Raw genomic sequence first — 18,641 nt, forward strand, 5'->3', positions numbered from 1 at the left:
TCTACTTCTGATCTTCCGGAATCACCAACTTCAAAGAATTAATATAATCCGTATCAAACTCAACAACTCTGATCTTCTCCGGATTAAAACTCAATTCACCACCAAACTGACCTTTTATATCCAGGAAATCAATGGTAAGTTCTTCGTCGTTTAATTCTAGTAATTTCCCTAAATAAGCTGATTTAGCTGATTTTTTAGAGATCTGAAAAATACCATATTTGTTATTTACATAATTCAGGATCGAACTTAAATCACGAATTGGGATAATATCTTCGGCGTTTGTTTTTAAACCTTTCAAACGAATTACTTTCTCTGTAAATTCAAGATCTTGATCTCTGTGAACGGCTTCGATATTTTTGTTTTTCAAAATCACAAAACCATCCAGTATAAAATCCTCGGGATTGTTTCGCAGTAAAATCCAGTCATCAGAATAATCAATTAGAAATCCGGTAAAAAGTTCTTTTTTATCTGTGAATTCTATTGAGATTAATTGTCTTAAATATTTTTCCATCATATTTTTTTTAAAATTCCAATCTTTAAAGTTCCAAATTCCAATTCATGAAGTTTTTTACAATCAACAATTGGAATTTGGAATTTAAAAATATTGAAAATTATTTTTTTTAAGGATTAGTAGACCAAATGCTGCTGTTTTTTATAAACACACGACGGCTTAATTTCAATTGTGCAATAATTAATTCGGCTACATCTTCAGATTGCATTACTTTATCCGGATTACCATCTGTAAGTTTTAAGTCTAAAGCCAAATCTGTGGCAACCGTACTCGGAGTTAAGGCCGTAACACGAATATTGTATTTACGAACTTCCTGCATCAGAGAATCAGTTAATCCTAAAACAGCAAATTTTGATGCACTGTAAGCACTTGTCAATGCATTTCCGTTTAATCCTGCTGTCGACGAAATATTGATAATATCACCAGTTTGTCTTTCGATCATATTAGGTAAAACAGCGCGGGTTGTATAATACGTTCCCATTAAGTTTACCTGAATAATTTTTTCCCAGTCCGATGGTTCCAATGTCATGAAATTGCCAAAAGCAGCGATTCCGGCATTGTTGATTAAAATGTCTATGGTTTTAAATTCGGTAAAAGCTTTTTCTACAGCACTATTGATAGAAGTAATGTCCGAAACGTCAGCAGATAAAGCCAGGGATTTTACACCTAAAGCAGCAGTTTCAGTCGCCAATTGATCAACATCACTCTGAGTTCTTGAAACTAAAATTACGTTTACTCCTTCTTTGGCAAGTGCAATCGCAATTGCTTTTCCAATTCCTTTTCCTGCACCTGTAATTAAGGCATTTTTATTTTTTAAGTCTGTCATGATTTATTTTTTAGAAATGCAAAAAGCATCATTTTAGTAACACAAAAATACAGTTTTTGCTTGCTAAAATGATGCTTTCAGCTATTTTCTTAATCTAAGTTTAACAACTTTAATCTATTCTTTCAGTACCATGTCTATACACATAACAGCAGCAAGGATTAATTGTCTAAGCGGACTATCAGGTGCAACAGTTTCTTCGATTTGCAGCACGTAATTATCAGCGCTGGTAAAAAACTCTTTACCCATTCCTGCCCATTTTTTGCTTACCTGAGCCAATTGTTTATTTTCGTGACTGAATTTAAAATCCCAGCCCGTCCATTTTCCCTGAAGAGTAGCAGCGGTTCTTTCGTTTTTATCCAGAATTTCAAATTTTCCACCAATAGAAAATAATTTTTGTTTAAATGTTCCCAGTAAACGGTCTTTCTCGTCAAAAACTTCAACAGTCGAACGTAACCAGGCGATACCACGTTTTACCGAAATTATTTTTTCGCCGGAAGCGGTAGTAATTTCAATATCAAAAGGAGTCATTCTTTTATAATCTGTAAAACGTAACATTTTGGTAAAAAAGCCAAGATTGTTTTCTCTGCAATTCATAATAATCTGATTGGTTTCAGGATTATAAATATCGTAGTTATTAGCAGCTTTAAACATTCCGATATGTTCTTTTACAAGAAATAGATTCTGATTTAAAAGTGGGTTCATGAAATTTTGTTTGAATTTTATATATTACTAGAATAAGTTTTGAAGGTTTTTCAAAAGGAGATCAAATGTAAAACTAATTCTGTTAATAAATCAATATTAAATTCGAATGAAATTGACTGAATTGAAATGGTTACTCTTTTCTTTTTGATGTAATAATAATAACTCCGTTTACAGCCCGACTACCATAAATAGAAGTAGCATCAATTCCTTTTAAAACTTTAATGCTTTCAATGTCATTTGGGTTTACTTTAGAAAATTTTTTTGAATCGATTATAACCCCATCTAAAATGGTTAATGGTTCATTTGATAAAGGTCGTGATATAGCACAGATAACTATTTTTTTAGCTGGAATTGTGTCTTTTGATTTTATAAAAGGTGTGGTTTCTATTTCTGAATATTTTTTTTCATGTTCTTTAGAAACTGGCTTTTCCTGCGCTTTTACTACGAAACATACAAGCATAGAAAGTGCTAATGAAATAAGTTTTACGTTTTTCATGATGGTAATTTTAAATAAATGATGGGTTTAATCTTTGTCAAAGTCTAAAACTCTGACAAAGATTTTTAAGATTAAATTTTAGATTTTTTCTTTTAGTTTTTAGGAGTTGGCTTACCTGATTTGGTAGTAATAATTACAACTCCTTTTTTACCTTTTTCGCCATATTTTGATGTTGCTTCCAGATCCTGAAGGACTGTAATGGTTTTTATTTCCTGCTTATTCAAAGGCGCGTAGGGACTTGTGGGATTTGTGCCAAATAAATCATTTTCAGAATAGTAAATTCCGTCAATGATATATAACGGAGCATCTAAAACTACCAGAGAATCTACATTTTCAGGTTGTAAATTCGGAAGTTCTGCCTGCATCATTTTGTCTCTTTTTTTGTCATCGCTGTGCGATATTGCATTTCCGTTAAGAACAATTAGCGGAGCACTTTTTTTAGCCATTTGTGGTTGCTTATCAGCAAAAGCAACTTTAGCTGATTCTCTTTCTACAGTTCTGGAATAATCTAAATTTTGAGCTGCTTTATCTTTCAAAATAGTATTATCCTCTTCTATAGCATAATCTGCTTGTACGGGTGCAGCGGCTGGTTCTTCGATAATTATGGCATCTGCTGTACCTGCTCCCACAGCCTCAGTAACATACATAGGTGTTTCTGCTACGTTGTTTTGTCTGGTGACTTGCTTATCTAAAATTTTAAGCGCTTCGGGTTTTGGAACTAGCGGTGATTCTGAAGCAACAACTGTTTTATTTTTCTCTAAAATGTTTTGTTCTATATTTTCTTTAATTACAACTTTAGTATCCTGAATGGCTGTTTTGTCTGATTTTATAAACTGAGATCCTACCGAAATAAGTAATAAAAGAGAAGCTGCGATGGCAATTTTTTTCCATAATGCGATTGCTTTTTTATCTTCTTTTTTATCGAGTTTATCTTCAACGCGGGCCCAGACTTTGTCCATTCCGGGAAAGTCTTTTTGTTCCGAGTTTTCTGCGGCTTTTTTAAATTTATCGAATATTTTATCCTGATTGTCCATGACTATTTTACTTTTTGGTAATACAATTTGTTAACTAATTCCTTTAGTTTCGTTTTAGCGGCATTCAATTGTGATTTTGATGTGCCTTCAGAAATGTTTAGCATTGCGGCTATTTCTTTGTGTCCGAAACCTTCGATAACAAAAAGATTAAAAACAGTTTTGCAGCCGTCTGGAATATGATTGAGTAAATTAAGTAAATCCTCTTCTTCTAATGTATTAATTTCATCCGTAAAAGGTTGCGCAAGCAATTTGACATCATCAAGATACATATTAAAATTGGTGTTCTTTTTGATCGTTGCCAAACAATGGTTTACGGTTATTTTTCGCGCCCATGCCTCAAAAGCCAGAACCTGTTTTAGTTGTTCCAGTTTTGTAAATATGGTATAGAAAGCGTCAGCCATAGCTTCTTCTATTTCTTCTTCCTTTTTGAGGTATCGTTTGCAAAGTCGATACAATTTTGGAGCCATATGCTCATAAACCTGACGCTGCGCATCGCGGTTCATTTTTTTGCAGTTAGAAATTAGCGTTTCGTTTATCACAATTGTTGTCTTTATACTAAAGAGGGTTAAAAAGATAAAAAGGTTGGGACGGTGATTAAAAAAAGTTTTTTTTTAAAGGTTCAAAATGGCAAAGGTTCAAAGTAACAGAGGTTTTATTGGCGGATATTCTTTGGGGGAGACGCACTGCTGTGCGCCTCTACGTTATTATGGGAGTCATTGCGAGGAACGAAGCAATCTCATCTAGTATTTTTTGACTAGCAAATTTGCTTTTGTTAGTGTGGTTGCTTCGTTCCTCGCAATGAGAAAAACTGAGATTAATTTTTATCTTTCATGTTTCTATACCAATTTTCTATTTTTTTAACAGATTCTTCATCTGTTTTTGGATTACAATTCAAACCCAAATTAATTTTAGTATTTGAGATATAAGAATTTAGAAAAATTATGGAAAAACCTCCAACTTCACCATTTTCAATTGAAAGAGTCGATGAAAATATATTCATATACCCACAGCATTTTTCTTTCGATCTCATAATTGACATTAAATATTGAATATCATTTGGTTTTACCCAATTGTTTGGAAACTCTCCTAACATTGATACGTAATTAAATGCTGAGTCTTTATTATATTTCTCTGTAAAAACTTTAATAAATGATTTTGGATTCAAATCTTTTGGGCTTAAAGTTTTAAAATATTTGCTTTTTGTATCAAAGTCTTTAATATTGAACGTACCAAAGTTTTCTTTTCGAGTTTTCTTTATTTTTAAATCATAAAATAAGTATCCGCCACTCAAAAGAATGATAACTAATAGCAACGAAAGAATTATTTTTCTCATGAAATTTACTTAACTGGCAAAACCAACTTAAAAATCTTAGTTTCTAATAATTCAGTATCATTATCTTCACAAAGCAAAAACTCGATTTTGTTATTTTCTTTTTTATAGAAAGTCAAACCTTCGAATTTATTGGTTGAAGTTATTTTTTGAGTAAAATCTATTTTCATGGTTTTAAGGTCGATTCGTCCAATAAAACTTCCCAGGATTTCGCCGTCATCGTAAGTTGATTTGGTGTTTTCGGCGGTAGAAAGGAAATAAATTTTGTCTTCGACCAAAATAGCATCGGTAAAACTGGAGCGAATGCCTTTTATTTTTGGCAGTTTATAATTGGTAGCAACCAAAGCAAATTCTTCGCCTAAGTTTTTAGCGTGAATGGTGAAAATGGTGTTTTTGTTTGATATTCCGTTTCCACGATTGAATAAGTACCAGTTTTCGCCATCGAAGATTGCACCTTCGAGATTAAAATCTTCCGGTTTTATTTCGCCAAAACTTTGCATTAAGCCGTATAAATCGACCAGATTGTTTTTTTGTAAAATAGTTTTGTTTTTAAGATCAAACTCGATCATTTTGTTTCGGTTTTCGGTAGAACCTGAACCAAAAACATATAAAGTATCGTTATGATGTGTTAGCGATTCAAAATCGGGTTTTAGGTTCTTGGGAATGTTTTGTGTTGGATTATCAATTAAAGCGTGTTGGTTTAATTGTTGGTTTTGCATATTATATTCGTATAAAAATCCGCTGTTGTCGCCAATGATATACAATGAATCGTTATTGAAAAATAATCCTGATGCAGAACCGATGCCTATGATTTGAAATAATATTTCTAATGTGAATTTTTCCATGAATGTTTGTTTTGAAAGCTATGTACTAAGTAATGATTTTATTTGAGAATATTTTTTATCTCAATTAACGATTTATATATTCCATCATAATAGTTGTTGTTTTTAAAATTTGGAATCATAAAGTCTGCAATTAGTTTGTCGCAATCTTTATTCGTTAAATATTTCATGGCAGTTTCAGTTGTTGATATTGCTACCACTCTTAATTTCTTACTGAAAACTATTATTGTGCCACCTTTCTCAAAAACTCCACCAATTTGCCATTCCATAAGTTTATTATTTGAGAAGTTTCGAATTTCATTATCAGGATATAATTCATCAATCGATAGAATTACAATTTCCATTTTATTTTTATATTTTATTTCATTTGATATATGCGTTATTTTTTTACTCTGTTCAGTTGAAAATACAGAATCAATTTCTATAAGATTTGTAAACGGTAATATGACAGATGTTTTGATTTTAAGTTTTTCGCAAGTTTTATTTAATTCTCGAGTTAGTTTATAATTGATGGAATTGATCTCATTTTTCCAATTTGAAAAATTAAAATCATTTTTTTTAACTGTGAGATAGTCATCTAAAAACTTAGAGTATATTTTAGCTTGTTGTAATATGATTGTATCAGAAACAAAAGACTTATTAGATTGAATAGAATCACATATTTTTAATGAAATATCTGAAATAGATTGTCCATTTGATTTTAAGTTTATGAAAATTACATAGAATAAAATTAGAAATCGGATTTTCTTCATTTTTAGATTTTAGATATTAGCCCTGATAGACCCGAAGCTTCGGAATAAATACTTTAAAAAGAAATTGTATTTTTTCCTGACAGAACAAAGCTACCGGAGGAAGCTCTTGTTGTGGCTTGAAAAAAAAAACAATTTACCGAAAAAGTATTGCAATGAGCAGTCCCGATAGCTATCGGGATTCGTAAAATTACTATATTTATAATTATAAAAATGAAAATGGTATGAAATCGATAGAGCCGAATGATTTTAGAGTTACAGATAAAATAAAATTATCAAAAATTCCGACCTTATTAAAGGTAAAAGCGGATGATGACGAAAAAGAAGAAAAACTGGATAAAGTACAGGCAAAATTGAGTGATTTGCAGGATGTCATGTACGCACATAATAAATACGGGGTTTTAATTTGCCTTCAGGGAATGGATACTTCGGGAAAGGATAGCTTGATTAGAGAAGTTTTTAAGGAATTTAATCCACGTGGAGTAGTGGTGCATAGTTTTAAAACGCCTAATTCGGCTGAATTGGAACATGATTATTTGTGGAGACATTATAATGCGTTGCCGGAAAAAGGAAAGTTTGCGATTTTTAATCGTACGCATTATGAGAATGTTTTGGTAACGCGTGTTCATCCTGAATTTATTTTGGCAGAGAATTTACCGGGAATTAATTCGGTTGAGGATATTAAACCTAAATTCTGGAAAAGGAGAATCGAGCAAATTAATAATTTTGAAAGTCATATTGCAGAGAACGGAACGATTGTGATGAAGTTCTATCTTCATTTGAGTAAAGAGGAACAAAGGCAACGTTTGTTACGCCGTTTGGAAGAAGGAAAACACAACTGGAAATTTTCGCCTGGTGATTTGAAAGAACGTGAATATTGGGATGAATATCAGGAATATTATGAGGAGGCTATAAACAAAACGTCGACAGAACATGCGCCATGGTATGTGGTTCCTGCTGATGATAAAGAAATGGCACGTTATATTGTGGCCAAGATCATCTGGGAAGAAATGAAACAATACACTGATATAAAGGAACCGGAACTGGATGAAAAAATAAAAGCCAATTTTGAGGAGTATAAGGAACAACTAAAAAAAGAGTCTTAAAGTAAGGCTCTTTTTTTAGCTTTGATGTTACGGGAAGTTTACGTGTGTTTTGAATTACTAATTTAATGTTAATTTTTTTGTGGTTTTTCTGAGTTTTTGATCTCAGTCTTATTTTTTTGATAATATCTAAATCATTTTAAGTTAAAGGGTAGGGATTTACTTTGTAAAAAAAAATAAAACCAATTTTTAGCTAAATGAAAAGAATTATTCTACCCCTGGTTATTTTAGGTTCGTTGATTACATCTTGTAACAATAACGACTCTAAAGACGAAACAGAAACACCAACGAGTGTTGTATTAAAGGATCAATCTGTAACACCAAGTTTATTGAAGGCGCAGGCAGGTTTTGAGAGTCTGAAAATTTATTCTCTTTTTAGTTCAGATGATGTATTTCCGGACAGTCCAAAATTTGTTTTTGGAGGATCTGCCGATGGTTCTGGTTTATTGAAAAACACTGACGGAACTTTTACTTTTTTAGTAAACAACGAAGATAACTTTGCTGTTTCGAGAATTACACTTGACAAAACCTTTAAACCTACTAAAGGAGAATATTTGTTAAACTCTAGCGGTGGAACCTGGAGATTGTGTGGGGCAACTATGGCTACAAAAGAAGAACATGGTTTTGGACCGCTTTATTTAACTTGTGGAGAATCTGGTGAAGAATCTCGTACGCATGCATTAGATCCTTACGGAAGTGTGGGTTCTGCATCTGTGTCTAAAGAATTATCGGGTTTTGGCCGTTTAAGTGCTGAAAATGCTTTGCCATTGCGTACATCTGCCTATAAAGGGAAAACGGTAGTTGTAATTGGTGATGACGATTCTGGAACTTACGGAGGTCAGGTTTTTATGTATGTATCGAATGCTGTGGGTGATTTGACCAATGGTTCTTTGTACATGCTAAAAAGAAATGATGATAACCAAAGAGAAAAAGATATTGAAGTAAGTAAAACATATCCGGTTTCTTTTGTAAAAATTGACAATCATACAACGCTTACAGGTGCGCAAATCAATGCATCAGTAAATACTCTAAAAGCGATTAAATTTGGTCGTGTAGAAGATTTAGATTACCGCAAAGGTGGTGACGCTGCTGATCGTGAAGTGTATTTTAATGTAACCGGACAAGCTACAACAGGAACAAATGCAGATGGTTCAAGAACAAAATACGGTAGAGTTTACAAATTAAATCTTGATGCTGCTGACCCGCTAAAAGGAACTCTTGAGGTTATTCTTGACGGAGATAACCGTTCTGGAATTGCTGGTAAATTTCAAAATCCGGATAACATTTGTGTAACTAAAAACTATGTTTACGTTCAGGAAGATGCTAACGGATACGGTGACGAAACTCACGATGCTTATATCTACCAATACAATATTGCTACAAAAGCATTGAAAGTTGTGGTTGAATTAGATCACCGTCGCACTGCTACAGATGCTGCAAAATATAATGTAGGAGGAACTTCTAAATTTGGAGATTGGGAATATGGTGCTTTGATCGATGTATCTGATCAGGTTGGTATTGCTGATACTTTTATGTTGAGCGTTCAGCCACATACCTGGACTGGAGAAAAATATTTAAGCCCTGACGGAGGAACAAATCGTCCAAAAGAAAATCAGGCAAGTCAAATTGTAGTTATAAAAGGTTTGGCGAGATAAATTTTTAAATCATTACAAAACAGTCATCCACTATTTCTATTTGAAGTAGTGGTTTCTGTTTTTCTGAATATTCCTCTTTTTAATTTTTATTAAATCATGAAAAAAATATATTGTTTGTTCTTCCTGGTGGTATTTGTTGCTTGTGAGAAAAAAAGCAAACATCAGGAAATAAATGAATTATTTCAGTCTGATATTACTTTGCTGGTCGAGAAAGTAGCCAAGCTGAAATATTCTGTACAAGCGGATTCTACCGAAGCGCAAATTCAGCGACAATTTCTGGAAGCGCATGAGAGTTATAAAAAAGTCGAAATGATCAGCGAGTATTATTCGCCGGCAGTTTCTAAATCGATCAACGGTCCAGCGATTCCTGAGTTTGAAGAAAATGATAAAGTGACTGTTCCGCCAGAAGGTTTTCAGGTTATCGAGGAATTGGTTTTCCCGAAATACAATAAAGACAGTAAAAAGGAACTGGTTCAGGAATTGGGTGTTTTATCTGCAAATTTAATTCGGTTAGAAAAAGTATCCAAATCTAATGAACTAACTGATGCGCATGTTTTTGATGCGATGCGACTTGAAGTGTACAGAATTATTACTTTAGGAATTACAGGTTTTGATTCGCCGGTGGTGCTGAATTCAATTCCTGAAGCTTCAGTAGCTTTAGAAACTATCGAGAAATATTATCGGGTTTATCTGGAGAATAAATCAGTTTCGAATGGAAAACAAGTACTTGCGATTCTGGAAAAAGGGAAAAAGTATTTAAAAACAAATACTAATTTTAATGCTTTTGACAGGGCAAATTTTATCAAAGAAGTTTTAAATCCGTTAAGTAAAGGACTTTACAAATCACAAGCCGAATTAGGAATTCCGGTAATGAAAGAGCAAAGAGGTTTGAAAGTTACGGCACAAACTCTTTTTGATACAGATGCTTTTGATGCAGAAGCATTTTCAGGTTTTCCCGATTATCAAACAACGCCGGAAAAAATTGCTTTGGGCAAAAAGTTATTCAATGATCCTGTTTTATCCGGAAACAATACGCGTTCCTGTGCCTCATGTCATCATGCCGAAAAAGCTTTTACAGACGGGTTGGAAAGAGCGGTTTCATTAGACGGAAAATCGATGATTCAGCGTAATACACCAACATTAACCAATATTGCTTTTCAACGCGTATTTTTTGCAGATTCAAGAGTAAGTTATCTCGAAGATCAGGCAATCGCAGTTATTAAAAATGAAAATGAAATGCACGGATCTCTGGAGCAATCAGCTTTGGCGATTCAGAAGAATGCAGATTATGTGAAGGATTTTAAAAAGGCTTTTCCGAAAGGGGAAATTAATGAATTTGAAATCAAAAATGCTTTAGCATCTTACATTCGTTCGCTGAGTCATTACGATTCTAAATTTGATGCTTATATGCAAAACAAAGCAAAGTTTAAAGCTGATGAAAAAGCAGGTTTTAATTTATTTGCAGGCAAAGCCAAATGTGCGACTTGCCATTTTATCCCGCTAACCAACGGAACTGTTCCGCCAAACTTTGACAGATCTGAAAGTGAAATATTAGGAACTCCCAATAAAGCTAAAAAACTCGATGGAGATCTGGGCAAGTTTGTCATCACGCAAGCCGCCATTCATAAATATTCTTTTAAAACTCCAACCATAAGAAACATAACACTTACAGCGCCTTATATGCATAATGGTGTTTATAAAACGCTCGAAGAGGTAATTGATTTTTATGATCAGGGCGGAGGTTTAGGCTTAGGATTCGACGTTCCAAACCAAACTTTACCAGAAGACAAATTGAATTTATCTGATAAGGAGAAAAAACAGCTGATCGCGTTTATGAAAACGTTGACAGATGAGAGGTATTCGGAGGAAACAAGATAGAGTAAAGAGAATAGAATATAGATGATAGAGTAGGGAACTATTTGTGTTCTCTGTGGGTGGATTTTACCGCAAAGAGCGTAAGCTTAAAAAAAAAACACAATGTTCGCAAAGCTGGTTCAACACAAAGCTTTGGCGAACTTTGCATTCTGTAAATAATTAAAAACTTTTGCGCTCTTTGCGGTTAAATTTTTTGCCACATTTTTTACAGATAAAAAACTTAAAATAATCCTTTGGTCAAAACATCAATGTAGTTCATCAAACTAATTTTAATAGCGTTTTAGGTTTATGCTCCTTTGCATCAAATTAATAAAATACTATTATCATGAACAAATTATTATTGCTTACTACAATTTTCTTATTAGGATTAGTTTCTAAAATTAATGCACAATCCCCACTTCCTATTCATGTGGGAATAAAGGGAGGATCTAATTATTCTGAATTACCGGTTTCAGATGGTTTTAGTTCTAAGCATGCTTTTGGTTATTTTGGTGGCGCTATGGCCCGATTTGATTTTAAAAGATTCTATATACAGAATGAAATATTGTATAGCGAGAAATCGTCTAAAATTGAAAAAATTTCCGGAACAGGATCTAAAAATGCAAAGTGGAAAAGTATCGACATCCCTTTGGTTGTTGGATACAAGGTAATCGATCTCTCGGCTCTGAATGTGAGAGTTTTTGGTGGAGGAGTCTATTCTTATGTGCTCGATGAAAATTTTTCATCATTAAATCAGTTAAAAGATTCGTATAGGAAATTTGATAAATCGAATATTGGATATCAGGTTGGTGCGGGAATCGAAATTTGGAAATTTACTGTTGACGTAACCTATCAGGGCGGATTAAACAATGTAAATAAAAATTTTAGTTCTAAACCTAATTCGTTTAATGTTAGTGTTGGCTACTTTTTTCTATAAGTTTATCGCTTTATCTTTTAACCCTAAGCAGCAAAGAATCTTTTTTGGTTCTTTGCTGCTTGTTTAGAAAATATAGGGCTAATTTTGACTTCGTATTTCTTACAAATTACTTATTTCTTTTTTTTAAATGATTACAATACATAAAAACAGACATTGGATATTTTTAGTCTTCTTTTGGTCTTTGCTGGGGATCACTATTTGGGCACAAATGATCGAAGAGTACAATTTTTGGTCGGCTACTACACAGGCCGTTTTAGTATTATTGTGTTCTACTTTCTTAGCCCATTTTTTGAGTGATGTAATATTGCCCAAAGCATTGCGGAAAAACAAAATGAACTGGTTTGCAGTGCAAAGCGTTATTGTTGTGCTGCTTTTGTCCTTTTGTCTGGCATTAATTTATACTATTTTTTCGGATGTAGGATCGCGAGGCCGGTTGTATCATGATGAAGATCATTTAAACTCAATTCAGTTTTTATGGGTAAGATTTTGGGGTAGTATTCCCGCAGCTATTTTAATAAATGGTACTGCTTGCGGACTTCGGTTTTATCAGGAACATAGTGTTATCGAAAAAGACCACGCACAATTACAGCAAGTTCATCTTGAAGCACAAATTAAGATTTTGCAAGATCAGATCAATCCGCATTTGATGTTTAATGTCCTGAATCATATTCATATCTTGATGCAAAGCGATGTAAAACTGGCATCTGTTTTATTGGTTCAGTTTTCAGATATTTTACGTTATCAGTTGTATGAATGTAATAAGGAATATGTGCCATTACATCTTGAAATCAAATACCTCAAAGATTTAATTGCTGTTGAAGAAACCCGCTGGGGAAATGAATTAGAAGTAAAAAGCAAATGGAATATCGAAGACGGACAACTTCAGATTGTACCGTTGCTTTTGGTTCCGTTGATCGAAAATGCTTTTAAACACGTTTCAAGGCTTCCTAACCAAAGAGGTTATGTGCATTTATCGTGTGAACAATCCAACAGTCAATTGTATTTTAAAATAGAAAATTCACATACAGAACAATACAAAATCCCATCTAAAAGTCAGGGCTTAGGACTCGAAAACGTAAAGAAAAGACTAGCGATTCAGTATCCCGAAAAACATCAGTTGAATATCAATAAAACCGATTCAGATTTTATTGTGACAGTGGTTTTAGACTTAAAGTGATTTTTTTGCCACAGATTAGAAGGATTAAAATGATTTTTTGCCACGAATTAGCTTCGCCTGTTCGCTGTCGCTCGGGTTACGAATTAGCGCGAATTTATAATTTACTAATCTTAATATAATGCTTTGCGAACTTGCGGTTAAATTTTTTAGCCACTCCCGATAGCTATCGGGATAAAGGATTAAAAGGATTTTAAAAATTCAAAAGAAAAAAATCTGCCAGATCTGCTAAATCTGCGTGAAAAAAAAAGTAAACATTCAACCAGAAACAAAAAACATGAACATGAAATGCCTCATTATAGACGACGAACCTATAGCAAGAAACGGAATAGCAGATTTTGTTTCGAAAATTGATTTTCTGGAAGTTATTGGCACCTGTGCTTCGGCATTAGAAGCCACTGCGTACATTCAGGAAAAACAAGTCGATTTGCTGTTTCTGGATATTAATATGCCTTATTTATCCGGATTAGAGTTTTTAGAATCTCTTGACAATCCGCCCTTGGTGATTTTTACCACCGCTTATTCAGAACATGCTTTAGATGGATATCGTTTACAGGTGGTAGATTATTTGTTGAAGCCCATTACGTTTCAGCGTTTTTACCAGGCTTCTTTAAAAGCAAAACAATGGTACGAAATGATTCAGTCTCCCAAGCAAAATCAATTAGATCCCTTTTTGTATGTGCGTCAGGAAGAAGGATTTCAGAAGATCTCCTGGGTCGATATTTTATATATCGAAGGAATGCAGAATTATGCCAAACTTCATTTTAAGGATAAAGTTATCGTCATACATCAAACCATGATTTCACTAGAAGAAACATTACCAAAGGAAATTTTCTTTAGAATTCATAAATCGTTTTTGGTAAACATTACCCATATCGATTCTGTCTCCGGCGGAAGATTGTTTATAAAAGGACAAGAACTACCTATTTCAAGAACACGCCGTGAGGCATTATTGAAAGAGGTAGTCTATAAAAACTTATTAAGCCGATAGCTCTAGAATTTCCATTTTAGGGCTATTGCTCCATAAAAAGTGGTGGTGAATTTAGGATCTGCCATATCTTTTTCTTTAAAAATATCTTTGATTTTTCTGTTTGTAGTCGAAAAATTACGAACAAGGGTAGTTCCTGCGGTAGGTTCTAATGTCCAATGTTCGCCAAATTTTAGCTGAGGTCGTAAACCAGCAATAATTTGCTGATAACCCAGTAGTGAAGATTTATTGCCAATTTTGGTTTCTGATGTCATTCCGCTTAGTTCTATAACCGCTTTTATATCGAAAGTATCAGACATTCGGTAACCAACTTCTGCACCTTCAGGAAAAGTAATTTTAAAATGTAAAGCCCCTCTGGATTCCCAATTAAAATAAATTCCGGGAAGTACCATCGGAACACCAAAACTATTCGTTAAAACTGGTCCTACACCCAAAGCCAGATTAGGATTGAATTGTTTGATAAAAAGAACACCCCCCTGAATTAAGACATCATCCTTATTAATTTCGACCATATCTGTATAAACACCAACAGAAGCCATAATCAATAAAGACCAGGAAGCAGAAATAGAGCGTAAATGCTTGACACCAATTTGCGCATTGAGAAGTTCAGTTGGAAAACCACCTTGAAATTCTACCGGAAGATCCTGAATTTCGTAATTCTTGTTTTCCATTCCGGCATAACTTCCATTAAGAAAAACAGACCAAAGTTTGGGATGATTGTATTTGTCCATTTCTAAAGAAAGAGGTACTTCAAAAGTGATTTGAGCTCTTTTAAAATTGCTCTCAGCATTTGTTTTAGTACTGTCCATTGGTCGTACGTATTTCGAAAAAGGAATGTAATCGACTTTGAATTCGCCAGAGATTCCGGATTGTGATCTTGCCGACAGTGCAGCTAATAATAAAAGAAAAAGCTGCAGGAGATAAAAAGCTGTTTTGTTCATGATTGGATTAATTTTTCTGCGAATTACCGCGTTCTAAATCAATCCTAAAAAATCATTTGACTAATGGTACATTTGTTTTGACCAATGGTATAAAAACAACTAAACCCGAGAGACTATGCGATCTCTCGGGTTTATACCAAAAACAAAAAAATAAAATAAACCTTATCTTTTATAATTTAAAACCATAGGCTAAACGTAAAGCCACCTGATTGGTATTAAATTTATCGTAGTCCTCATAACGGACACTAATGTCAATGTATTTGTTGGCGTATCCAATTCCAGGCGCCCATAAAAAAGTAGTTTGGTTATAGTCGTTAGTAACGGCAAATCCTGCACCAACTTCACCCATAACATAAAATTGATCTTCCCAAACGAAGGCTTTAAAACCTGCTTTTGCCGGAATAAATCCAAGATCTTTTACTTCAACTCCATTTTGATCTTTCATAAACAAGTTTGTAAAACCTGTAGTTAACGTCAACGATGCTTTCTTTGTCAAATCATATTGCAAACGAACATCTCCACCAAGCGACCATCTGTAATCATTGTCAGTTGGTATTCCACCATTTACACCAAAGCCCAATCTAAAACCCTGATCGTAATTTTTAATTTCGCTGTCCTGAGCGAAAGTAGTATTGGCATATAAAAAAGCGAAGGCAGATAAGCATAACATTTGTAATTTTTTCATGGCTAATATTTTTGAATTATTAATAGTGTAAAAGTAAAATAGAGGCCTTTTCGACTTGTTATATAATTTTTTGAAATTGTTATATAATATTAGGGTTCTTGAAAATTTACTTAATGTTTGCTTATGTTTTTAATAATGTGAAAGAATCCAAAGCTTCTGATTATCTTTGCCGACTTAAAAAAGAAGTGGTGGTGAATTTAAAGCAGTACGACAAAGAGTTTTAGTATAATTAAGATTAGCATACCTTATTATATTAGGAATAGATATGCATTAATAATTTTTATATATAATATGCTGAATTAAAGGTAAAAGGAGTCTGAATCGGACTTTTGGCGGGATTAACTTCTGCGGTAATTTTCCTTTATATTGGCTTTCATTACCTAACAAAAAAATTAATCCAAAATTCACTTTCAAATAGTTAAATTTGAAAGATTAAAAACATTTCATAGATTCTCACAGATTATTTTATAAAAAATCATTTTAATTTGTGCAATCTGTGGCAAAAAAAGATAATAAGAACAAAATAATAAATAAATAAAAATGGAATTACCTAAATTTTTACTCGGAGATAATACTGATTTTCCAGATGATATTTTCATCATTCACCTTGATTACCCAAGATTCATAATCAACTTAAAAGATGATGAGGTTGAGTTTATGGAAGAAGCTGAGGATCTTGACGAAGCGGAATTGAATGCTGAAATGGAAGGTTTAATTGTTTTGGCGAATGAGTTTTACGACAGGGAAATAAAACGTTACGAGGAGTAGAGATGCACAAGAGTGTGTCTAAGGTATGCTTCAACCTAAAATTAATTTATATCATCAAATGAAAAAATTAAGTTTTTTAAAACCCATTTTTAATTTCATAGCAATCGGATTGCTAATTACTACTTTAAGCCGAATCTTTTTATTTTTTATATTTAAAGAAAGAGTAGTACAAACACCGGATTTCTGGTACATCTTTCCAATCGGTCTTCGAATGGATTTGATTTTACTTTGTTATTTGTCATTTCTACCGGCCGTTTTAATTACTTTTCTGCCGAATAAATGGCTTAAATTCACGAATAATTTTCTGGTAATTTATAGTTTCTTATTTCTGTTTCTGATTCTTTTTGTAGAATTGGCGTCACCGGATTTTGTAAAACAATATGATACACGTCCGAATAAGATTTTCTTAGATTATCTTATTTATCCAAAAGAAGTAGTGGGTATGCTTTTAAAAAGTTATCTGACCTCTATCGTTGTTACTTTTATAATTTTAGGAGTTGTAATTTATTTTGCATTCAAAAAAGGGAAAAAATATTTCTATACGACAAGTACCGAATACAAATTCAAACTGATGCTTTTTCCATTAGTGGCTTTTTTATTGTTTTTTGGAGCACGTTCAAGTCTTACTTCAAAACGCCCAATCAATGCTAGTAATGCTGTTTTCTCCACAGATCAGTTGACAAATACTCTAGGATTAAATTCATTTTATACTGTAGCTTTTGCAGCTTATTCAATAAAAAATGAAGGAAACACCAAGATGTATGGTAAAATGGATGAAGCCGAAGCGATTGCTCGTGTAAAAAAATACATGATTGCCGGACCAAATGATTTTACAGATGCCGAAATTCCGTTTTTGCATGTACAGCAACCAGATTCAGTAAAACAGAAACCATACAATTTGGTGATCTTTTTGCAAGAAAGTTTAGGTGCCGAATACGTTGGAGTTTTAGGAGGAAAACCATTAACACCAGAATTTGATAAATTATCTAAAGAAGGATTATTGTTTACCAATTTATATTGTACGGGAACAAGAAGCGTTCGCGGAATCGAAGCGGTTGTAACCGGATTTTTACCTTCTCCATCAGAAAGTGTAGTGAAACTAGGAAATTCGCAACAAGGATTTTTTACTTTGGCGGAAGCTTTAAAACAAAAAGGGTATGACACCAGTTTTATTTATGGCGGAATGGCAAATTTTGACAATATGGCTTCGTTTTTCAACGGAAATGGTTTTGAAAATATTGTAGATCAGGAAGATTTTGAATCTGATGGAAACAAATATGCTTTCAAAGGAACCTGGGGTTATTCTGATGAAGATTTGGTTACTAAAGCCAACAATTATTTTAAAGCAAAAGGAGATAAACCATTCTTCTCTTTAATGTTCTCGACTTCAAATCATGAACCTTTTGAATATCCTGCCGGAAGAATCAAACCTTATGATGCGAAGCCTGCAACGGTAAACAACGCCATGAAATACGCCGATTTCTCTATTGGGAAATTCTTCGAAATGGCTAAAAAAGAACCTTATTTCAAAAACACGATTTTCATCGTAATTGCCGATCATAATACCAGAACGTACGGAAAAAATTTAGTGCCAATTAATAAGTTCCATATTCCGGCTTTGATTATAGGGCCTGGAGTTCCAAAAGGGACTTCATATAGTAAACTGGCAAGTCAGATTGATATTCCGCCAACATTGTTGAGTTATTTAGGACTTCCGTTTGAAACGCCAATGGTAGGGAGAAATCTAAACAAACTAGATCCAAAAACACAAGGAAGATCGATTATGCAGTTTAATGACATCAATGCGTTCAGAGTTGAGAACCAAGTTGTAATCATGCAACCAAACTTGAAACCTTTACAATTCGAAATCAAAAACGATACGACTTTAATTCCGGTAAAATTAAATGAAGAATTAGCAAAAGATGCTTTGGCGCATGTAATTACGGCAGGAAATTTATATAAAGAAAACAAATATAAGTTGAGAAAAAAATAGGTTCAAAGGGACAAAGGTTCAAAGATACAGAGTGTGAAAACTTTGTCGCTTTG

20 protein-coding genes are annotated in these 18,641 nt (G+C 33.4%); 9 read left to right on the top strand and 11 right to left on the bottom strand.

Translation table 11 applies throughout. The features are described from left to right. Window position 1 precedes the first annotated feature (1 nt). The 9 genes from GIY83_RS00120 to GIY83_RS00160 form a co-directional block, all read right to left on the bottom strand. Window positions 2–511, bottom strand: a complete 510-nt coding sequence (locus GIY83_RS00120) for a hypothetical protein (protein ID WP_194617572.1) — start codon at window positions 509–511, stop codon at window positions 2–4. A 109-nt stretch (window positions 512–620) separates the two neighbouring features. Further along, window positions 621–1,337, bottom strand: a complete 717-nt coding sequence (locus tag GIY83_RS00125; protein ID WP_208684015.1) for a 3-ketoacyl-ACP reductase — start codon at window positions 1,335–1,337, stop codon at window positions 621–623. Window positions 1,338–1,451: 114 nt separating this feature from the next. Further along, entirely contained in the window at window positions 1,452–2,039 is a 588-nt protein-coding gene (locus GIY83_RS00130) for an LURP-one-related/scramblase family protein (RefSeq protein ID WP_194617574.1), read from the bottom strand. A gap of 130 nt (window positions 2,040–2,169) precedes the next feature. Continuing rightward, window positions 2,170–2,535 carry a TonB-dependent receptor plug domain-containing protein gene (locus GIY83_RS00135; RefSeq protein WP_194617575.1) on the bottom strand — a complete coding sequence of 122 codons (366 nt, stop codon included), beginning with the start codon at window positions 2,533–2,535 and terminating at the stop codon, window positions 2,170–2,172. 92 nt (window positions 2,536–2,627) lie between these two features. After that, a complete protein-coding gene (locus GIY83_RS00140) occupies window positions 2,628–3,569 on the bottom strand; it encodes a hypothetical protein (protein WP_194617576.1) in 942 nt (313 codons plus the stop codon). Window positions 3,570–3,571: 2 nt separating this feature from the next. Next, window positions 3,572–4,072: an RNA polymerase sigma factor gene (locus tag GIY83_RS00145; protein WP_194617577.1), complete on the bottom strand. Its 501-nt coding sequence runs from the start codon at window positions 4,070–4,072 to the stop codon at window positions 3,572–3,574. A gap of 311 nt (window positions 4,073–4,383) precedes the next feature. Then, window positions 4,384–4,902 (bottom strand): hypothetical protein, encoded by a 519-nt coding sequence (locus GIY83_RS00150; RefSeq protein ID WP_194617578.1) that lies wholly within the window; start codon window positions 4,900–4,902, stop codon window positions 4,384–4,386. Window positions 4,903–4,907: 5 nt separating this feature from the next. After that, the gene (locus tag GIY83_RS00155; protein WP_194617579.1) at window positions 4,908–5,744 is read right to left on the bottom strand and encodes a hypothetical protein; all 837 of its coding nucleotides are present in this window, start codon (window positions 5,742–5,744) and stop codon (window positions 4,908–4,910) included. A 38-nt stretch (window positions 5,745–5,782) separates the two neighbouring features. Beyond that, window positions 5,783–6,493 carry a YgcG family protein gene (locus GIY83_RS00160; RefSeq protein ID WP_194617580.1) on the bottom strand — a complete coding sequence of 237 codons (711 nt, stop codon included), beginning with the start codon at window positions 6,491–6,493 and terminating at the stop codon, window positions 5,783–5,785. Window positions 6,494–6,714: 221 nt separating this feature from the next. Between GIY83_RS00160 and GIY83_RS00165 the strand changes: the two genes are divergently transcribed. The 6 genes from GIY83_RS00165 (at window position 6,715) to GIY83_RS00190 (ending at window position 14,204) form a co-directional block, all read left to right on the top strand. Further along, window positions 6,715–7,596: a PPK2 family polyphosphate kinase gene (locus GIY83_RS00165; RefSeq protein WP_194617581.1), complete on the top strand. Its 882-nt coding sequence runs from the start codon at window positions 6,715–6,717 to the stop codon at window positions 7,594–7,596. A 194-nt stretch (window positions 7,597–7,790) separates the two neighbouring features. Continuing rightward, window positions 7,791–9,248 (top strand): hypothetical protein, encoded by a 1,458-nt coding sequence (locus GIY83_RS00170; RefSeq protein ID WP_194617582.1) that lies wholly within the window; start codon window positions 7,791–7,793, stop codon window positions 9,246–9,248. A gap of 96 nt (window positions 9,249–9,344) precedes the next feature. Next, window positions 9,345–11,126 carry a cytochrome-c peroxidase gene (locus GIY83_RS00175; protein ID WP_194617583.1) on the top strand — a complete coding sequence of 594 codons (1,782 nt, stop codon included), beginning with the start codon at window positions 9,345–9,347 and terminating at the stop codon, window positions 11,124–11,126. Window positions 11,127–11,448: 322 nt separating this feature from the next. Further along, window positions 11,449–12,039: a porin family protein gene (locus GIY83_RS00180; RefSeq protein WP_194617584.1), complete on the top strand. Its 591-nt coding sequence runs from the start codon at window positions 11,449–11,451 to the stop codon at window positions 12,037–12,039. A 127-nt stretch (window positions 12,040–12,166) separates the two neighbouring features. Beyond that, window positions 12,167–13,216 (top strand): sensor histidine kinase, encoded by a 1,050-nt coding sequence (locus GIY83_RS00185; protein ID WP_194617585.1) that lies wholly within the window; start codon window positions 12,167–12,169, stop codon window positions 13,214–13,216. A 274-nt stretch (window positions 13,217–13,490) separates the two neighbouring features. After that, a complete protein-coding gene (locus GIY83_RS00190) occupies window positions 13,491–14,204 on the top strand; it encodes a LytTR family DNA-binding domain-containing protein (RefSeq protein WP_194617586.1) in 714 nt (237 codons plus the stop codon). Between the two features lie 2 nt (window positions 14,205–14,206). On the opposite strand, the gene GIY83_RS00195 is transcribed toward GIY83_RS00190, so the two are convergent. Continuing rightward, a complete protein-coding gene (locus tag GIY83_RS00195; protein WP_208684017.1) occupies window positions 14,207–15,142 on the bottom strand; it encodes a DUF6268 family outer membrane beta-barrel protein in 936 nt (311 codons plus the stop codon). 169 nt (window positions 15,143–15,311) lie between these two features. Beyond that, entirely contained in the window at window positions 15,312–15,827 is a 516-nt protein-coding gene (locus GIY83_RS00200; RefSeq protein ID WP_194617588.1) for a hypothetical protein, read from the bottom strand. 98 nt (window positions 15,828–15,925) lie between these two features. Between GIY83_RS00200 and GIY83_RS25060 the strand changes: the two genes are divergently transcribed. From GIY83_RS25060 to GIY83_RS00210, 3 genes are all read left to right on the top strand, one after another. Beyond that, complete coding sequence (locus GIY83_RS25060; RefSeq protein ID WP_255474273.1) at window positions 15,926–16,051, top strand: hypothetical protein; 126 nt, start codon at window positions 15,926–15,928, stop codon at window positions 16,049–16,051. 316 nt (window positions 16,052–16,367) lie between these two features. Then, window positions 16,368–16,595 carry a hypothetical protein gene (locus GIY83_RS00205; protein ID WP_055095484.1) on the top strand — a complete coding sequence of 76 codons (228 nt, stop codon included), beginning with the start codon at window positions 16,368–16,370 and terminating at the stop codon, window positions 16,593–16,595. Between the two features lie 58 nt (window positions 16,596–16,653). Further along, complete coding sequence (locus tag GIY83_RS00210; RefSeq protein WP_208684019.1) at window positions 16,654–18,588, top strand: LTA synthase family protein; 1,935 nt, start codon at window positions 16,654–16,656, stop codon at window positions 18,586–18,588. The last annotated feature ends 53 nt before the right edge of the window (window positions 18,589–18,641 follow it).

It is taken from the genome of Flavobacterium sp. SLB02, assembly GCF_009664855.1.
Taxonomy (GTDB): Bacteria; Bacteroidota; Bacteroidia; order Flavobacteriales; family Flavobacteriaceae; genus Flavobacterium.

Excerpts from the sequence above, each read along its gene's own strand:
- GIY83_RS00120 (WP_194617572.1), bottom strand. The coding sequence starts at position 511 with ATGGAAAAATATTTAAGACAATTAATCTCAATAGAATTCACAGATAAA.
- GIY83_RS00125 (WP_208684015.1), bottom strand. The coding sequence starts at position 1,337 with ATGACAGACTTAAAAAATAAAAATGCCTTAATTACAGGTGCAGGAAAA.
- GIY83_RS00130 (WP_194617574.1), bottom strand. The coding sequence starts at position 2,039 with ATGAACCCACTTTTAAATCAGAATCTATTTCTTGTAAAAGAACATATC.
- GIY83_RS00135 (WP_194617575.1), bottom strand. The coding sequence starts at position 2,535 with ATGAAAAACGTAAAACTTATTTCATTAGCACTTTCTATGCTTGTATGT.
- GIY83_RS00140 (WP_194617576.1), bottom strand. The coding sequence starts at position 3,569 with ATGGACAATCAGGATAAAATATTCGATAAATTTAAAAAAGCCGCAGAA.
- GIY83_RS00145 (WP_194617577.1), bottom strand. The coding sequence starts at position 4,072 with ATGAACCGCGATGCGCAGCGTCAGGTTTATGAGCATATGGCTCCAAAA.
- GIY83_RS00150 (WP_194617578.1), bottom strand. The coding sequence starts at position 4,902 with ATGAGAAAAATAATTCTTTCGTTGCTATTAGTTATCATTCTTTTGAGT.
- GIY83_RS00155 (WP_194617579.1), bottom strand. The coding sequence starts at position 5,744 with ATGGAAAAATTCACATTAGAAATATTATTTCAAATCATAGGCATCGGT.
- GIY83_RS00160 (WP_194617580.1), bottom strand. The coding sequence starts at position 6,493 with ATGAAGAAAATCCGATTTCTAATTTTATTCTATGTAATTTTCATAAAC.
- GIY83_RS00165 (WP_194617581.1), top strand. The coding sequence starts at position 6,715 with ATGAAATCGATAGAGCCGAATGATTTTAGAGTTACAGATAAAATAAAA.
- GIY83_RS00170 (WP_194617582.1), top strand. The coding sequence starts at position 7,791 with ATGAAAAGAATTATTCTACCCCTGGTTATTTTAGGTTCGTTGATTACA.
- GIY83_RS00175 (WP_194617583.1), top strand. The coding sequence starts at position 9,345 with ATGAAAAAAATATATTGTTTGTTCTTCCTGGTGGTATTTGTTGCTTGT.
- GIY83_RS00180 (WP_194617584.1), top strand. The coding sequence starts at position 11,449 with ATGAACAAATTATTATTGCTTACTACAATTTTCTTATTAGGATTAGTT.
- GIY83_RS00185 (WP_194617585.1), top strand. The coding sequence starts at position 12,167 with ATGATTACAATACATAAAAACAGACATTGGATATTTTTAGTCTTCTTT.
- GIY83_RS00190 (WP_194617586.1), top strand. The coding sequence starts at position 13,491 with ATGAACATGAAATGCCTCATTATAGACGACGAACCTATAGCAAGAAAC.
- GIY83_RS00195 (WP_208684017.1), bottom strand. The coding sequence starts at position 15,142 with ATGAACAAAACAGCTTTTTATCTCCTGCAGCTTTTTCTTTTATTATTA.
- GIY83_RS00200 (WP_194617588.1), bottom strand. The coding sequence starts at position 15,827 with ATGAAAAAATTACAAATGTTATGCTTATCTGCCTTCGCTTTTTTATAT.
- GIY83_RS00205 (WP_055095484.1), top strand. The coding sequence starts at position 16,368 with ATGGAATTACCTAAATTTTTACTCGGAGATAATACTGATTTTCCAGAT.
- GIY83_RS00210 (WP_208684019.1), top strand. The coding sequence starts at position 16,654 with ATGAAAAAATTAAGTTTTTTAAAACCCATTTTTAATTTCATAGCAATC.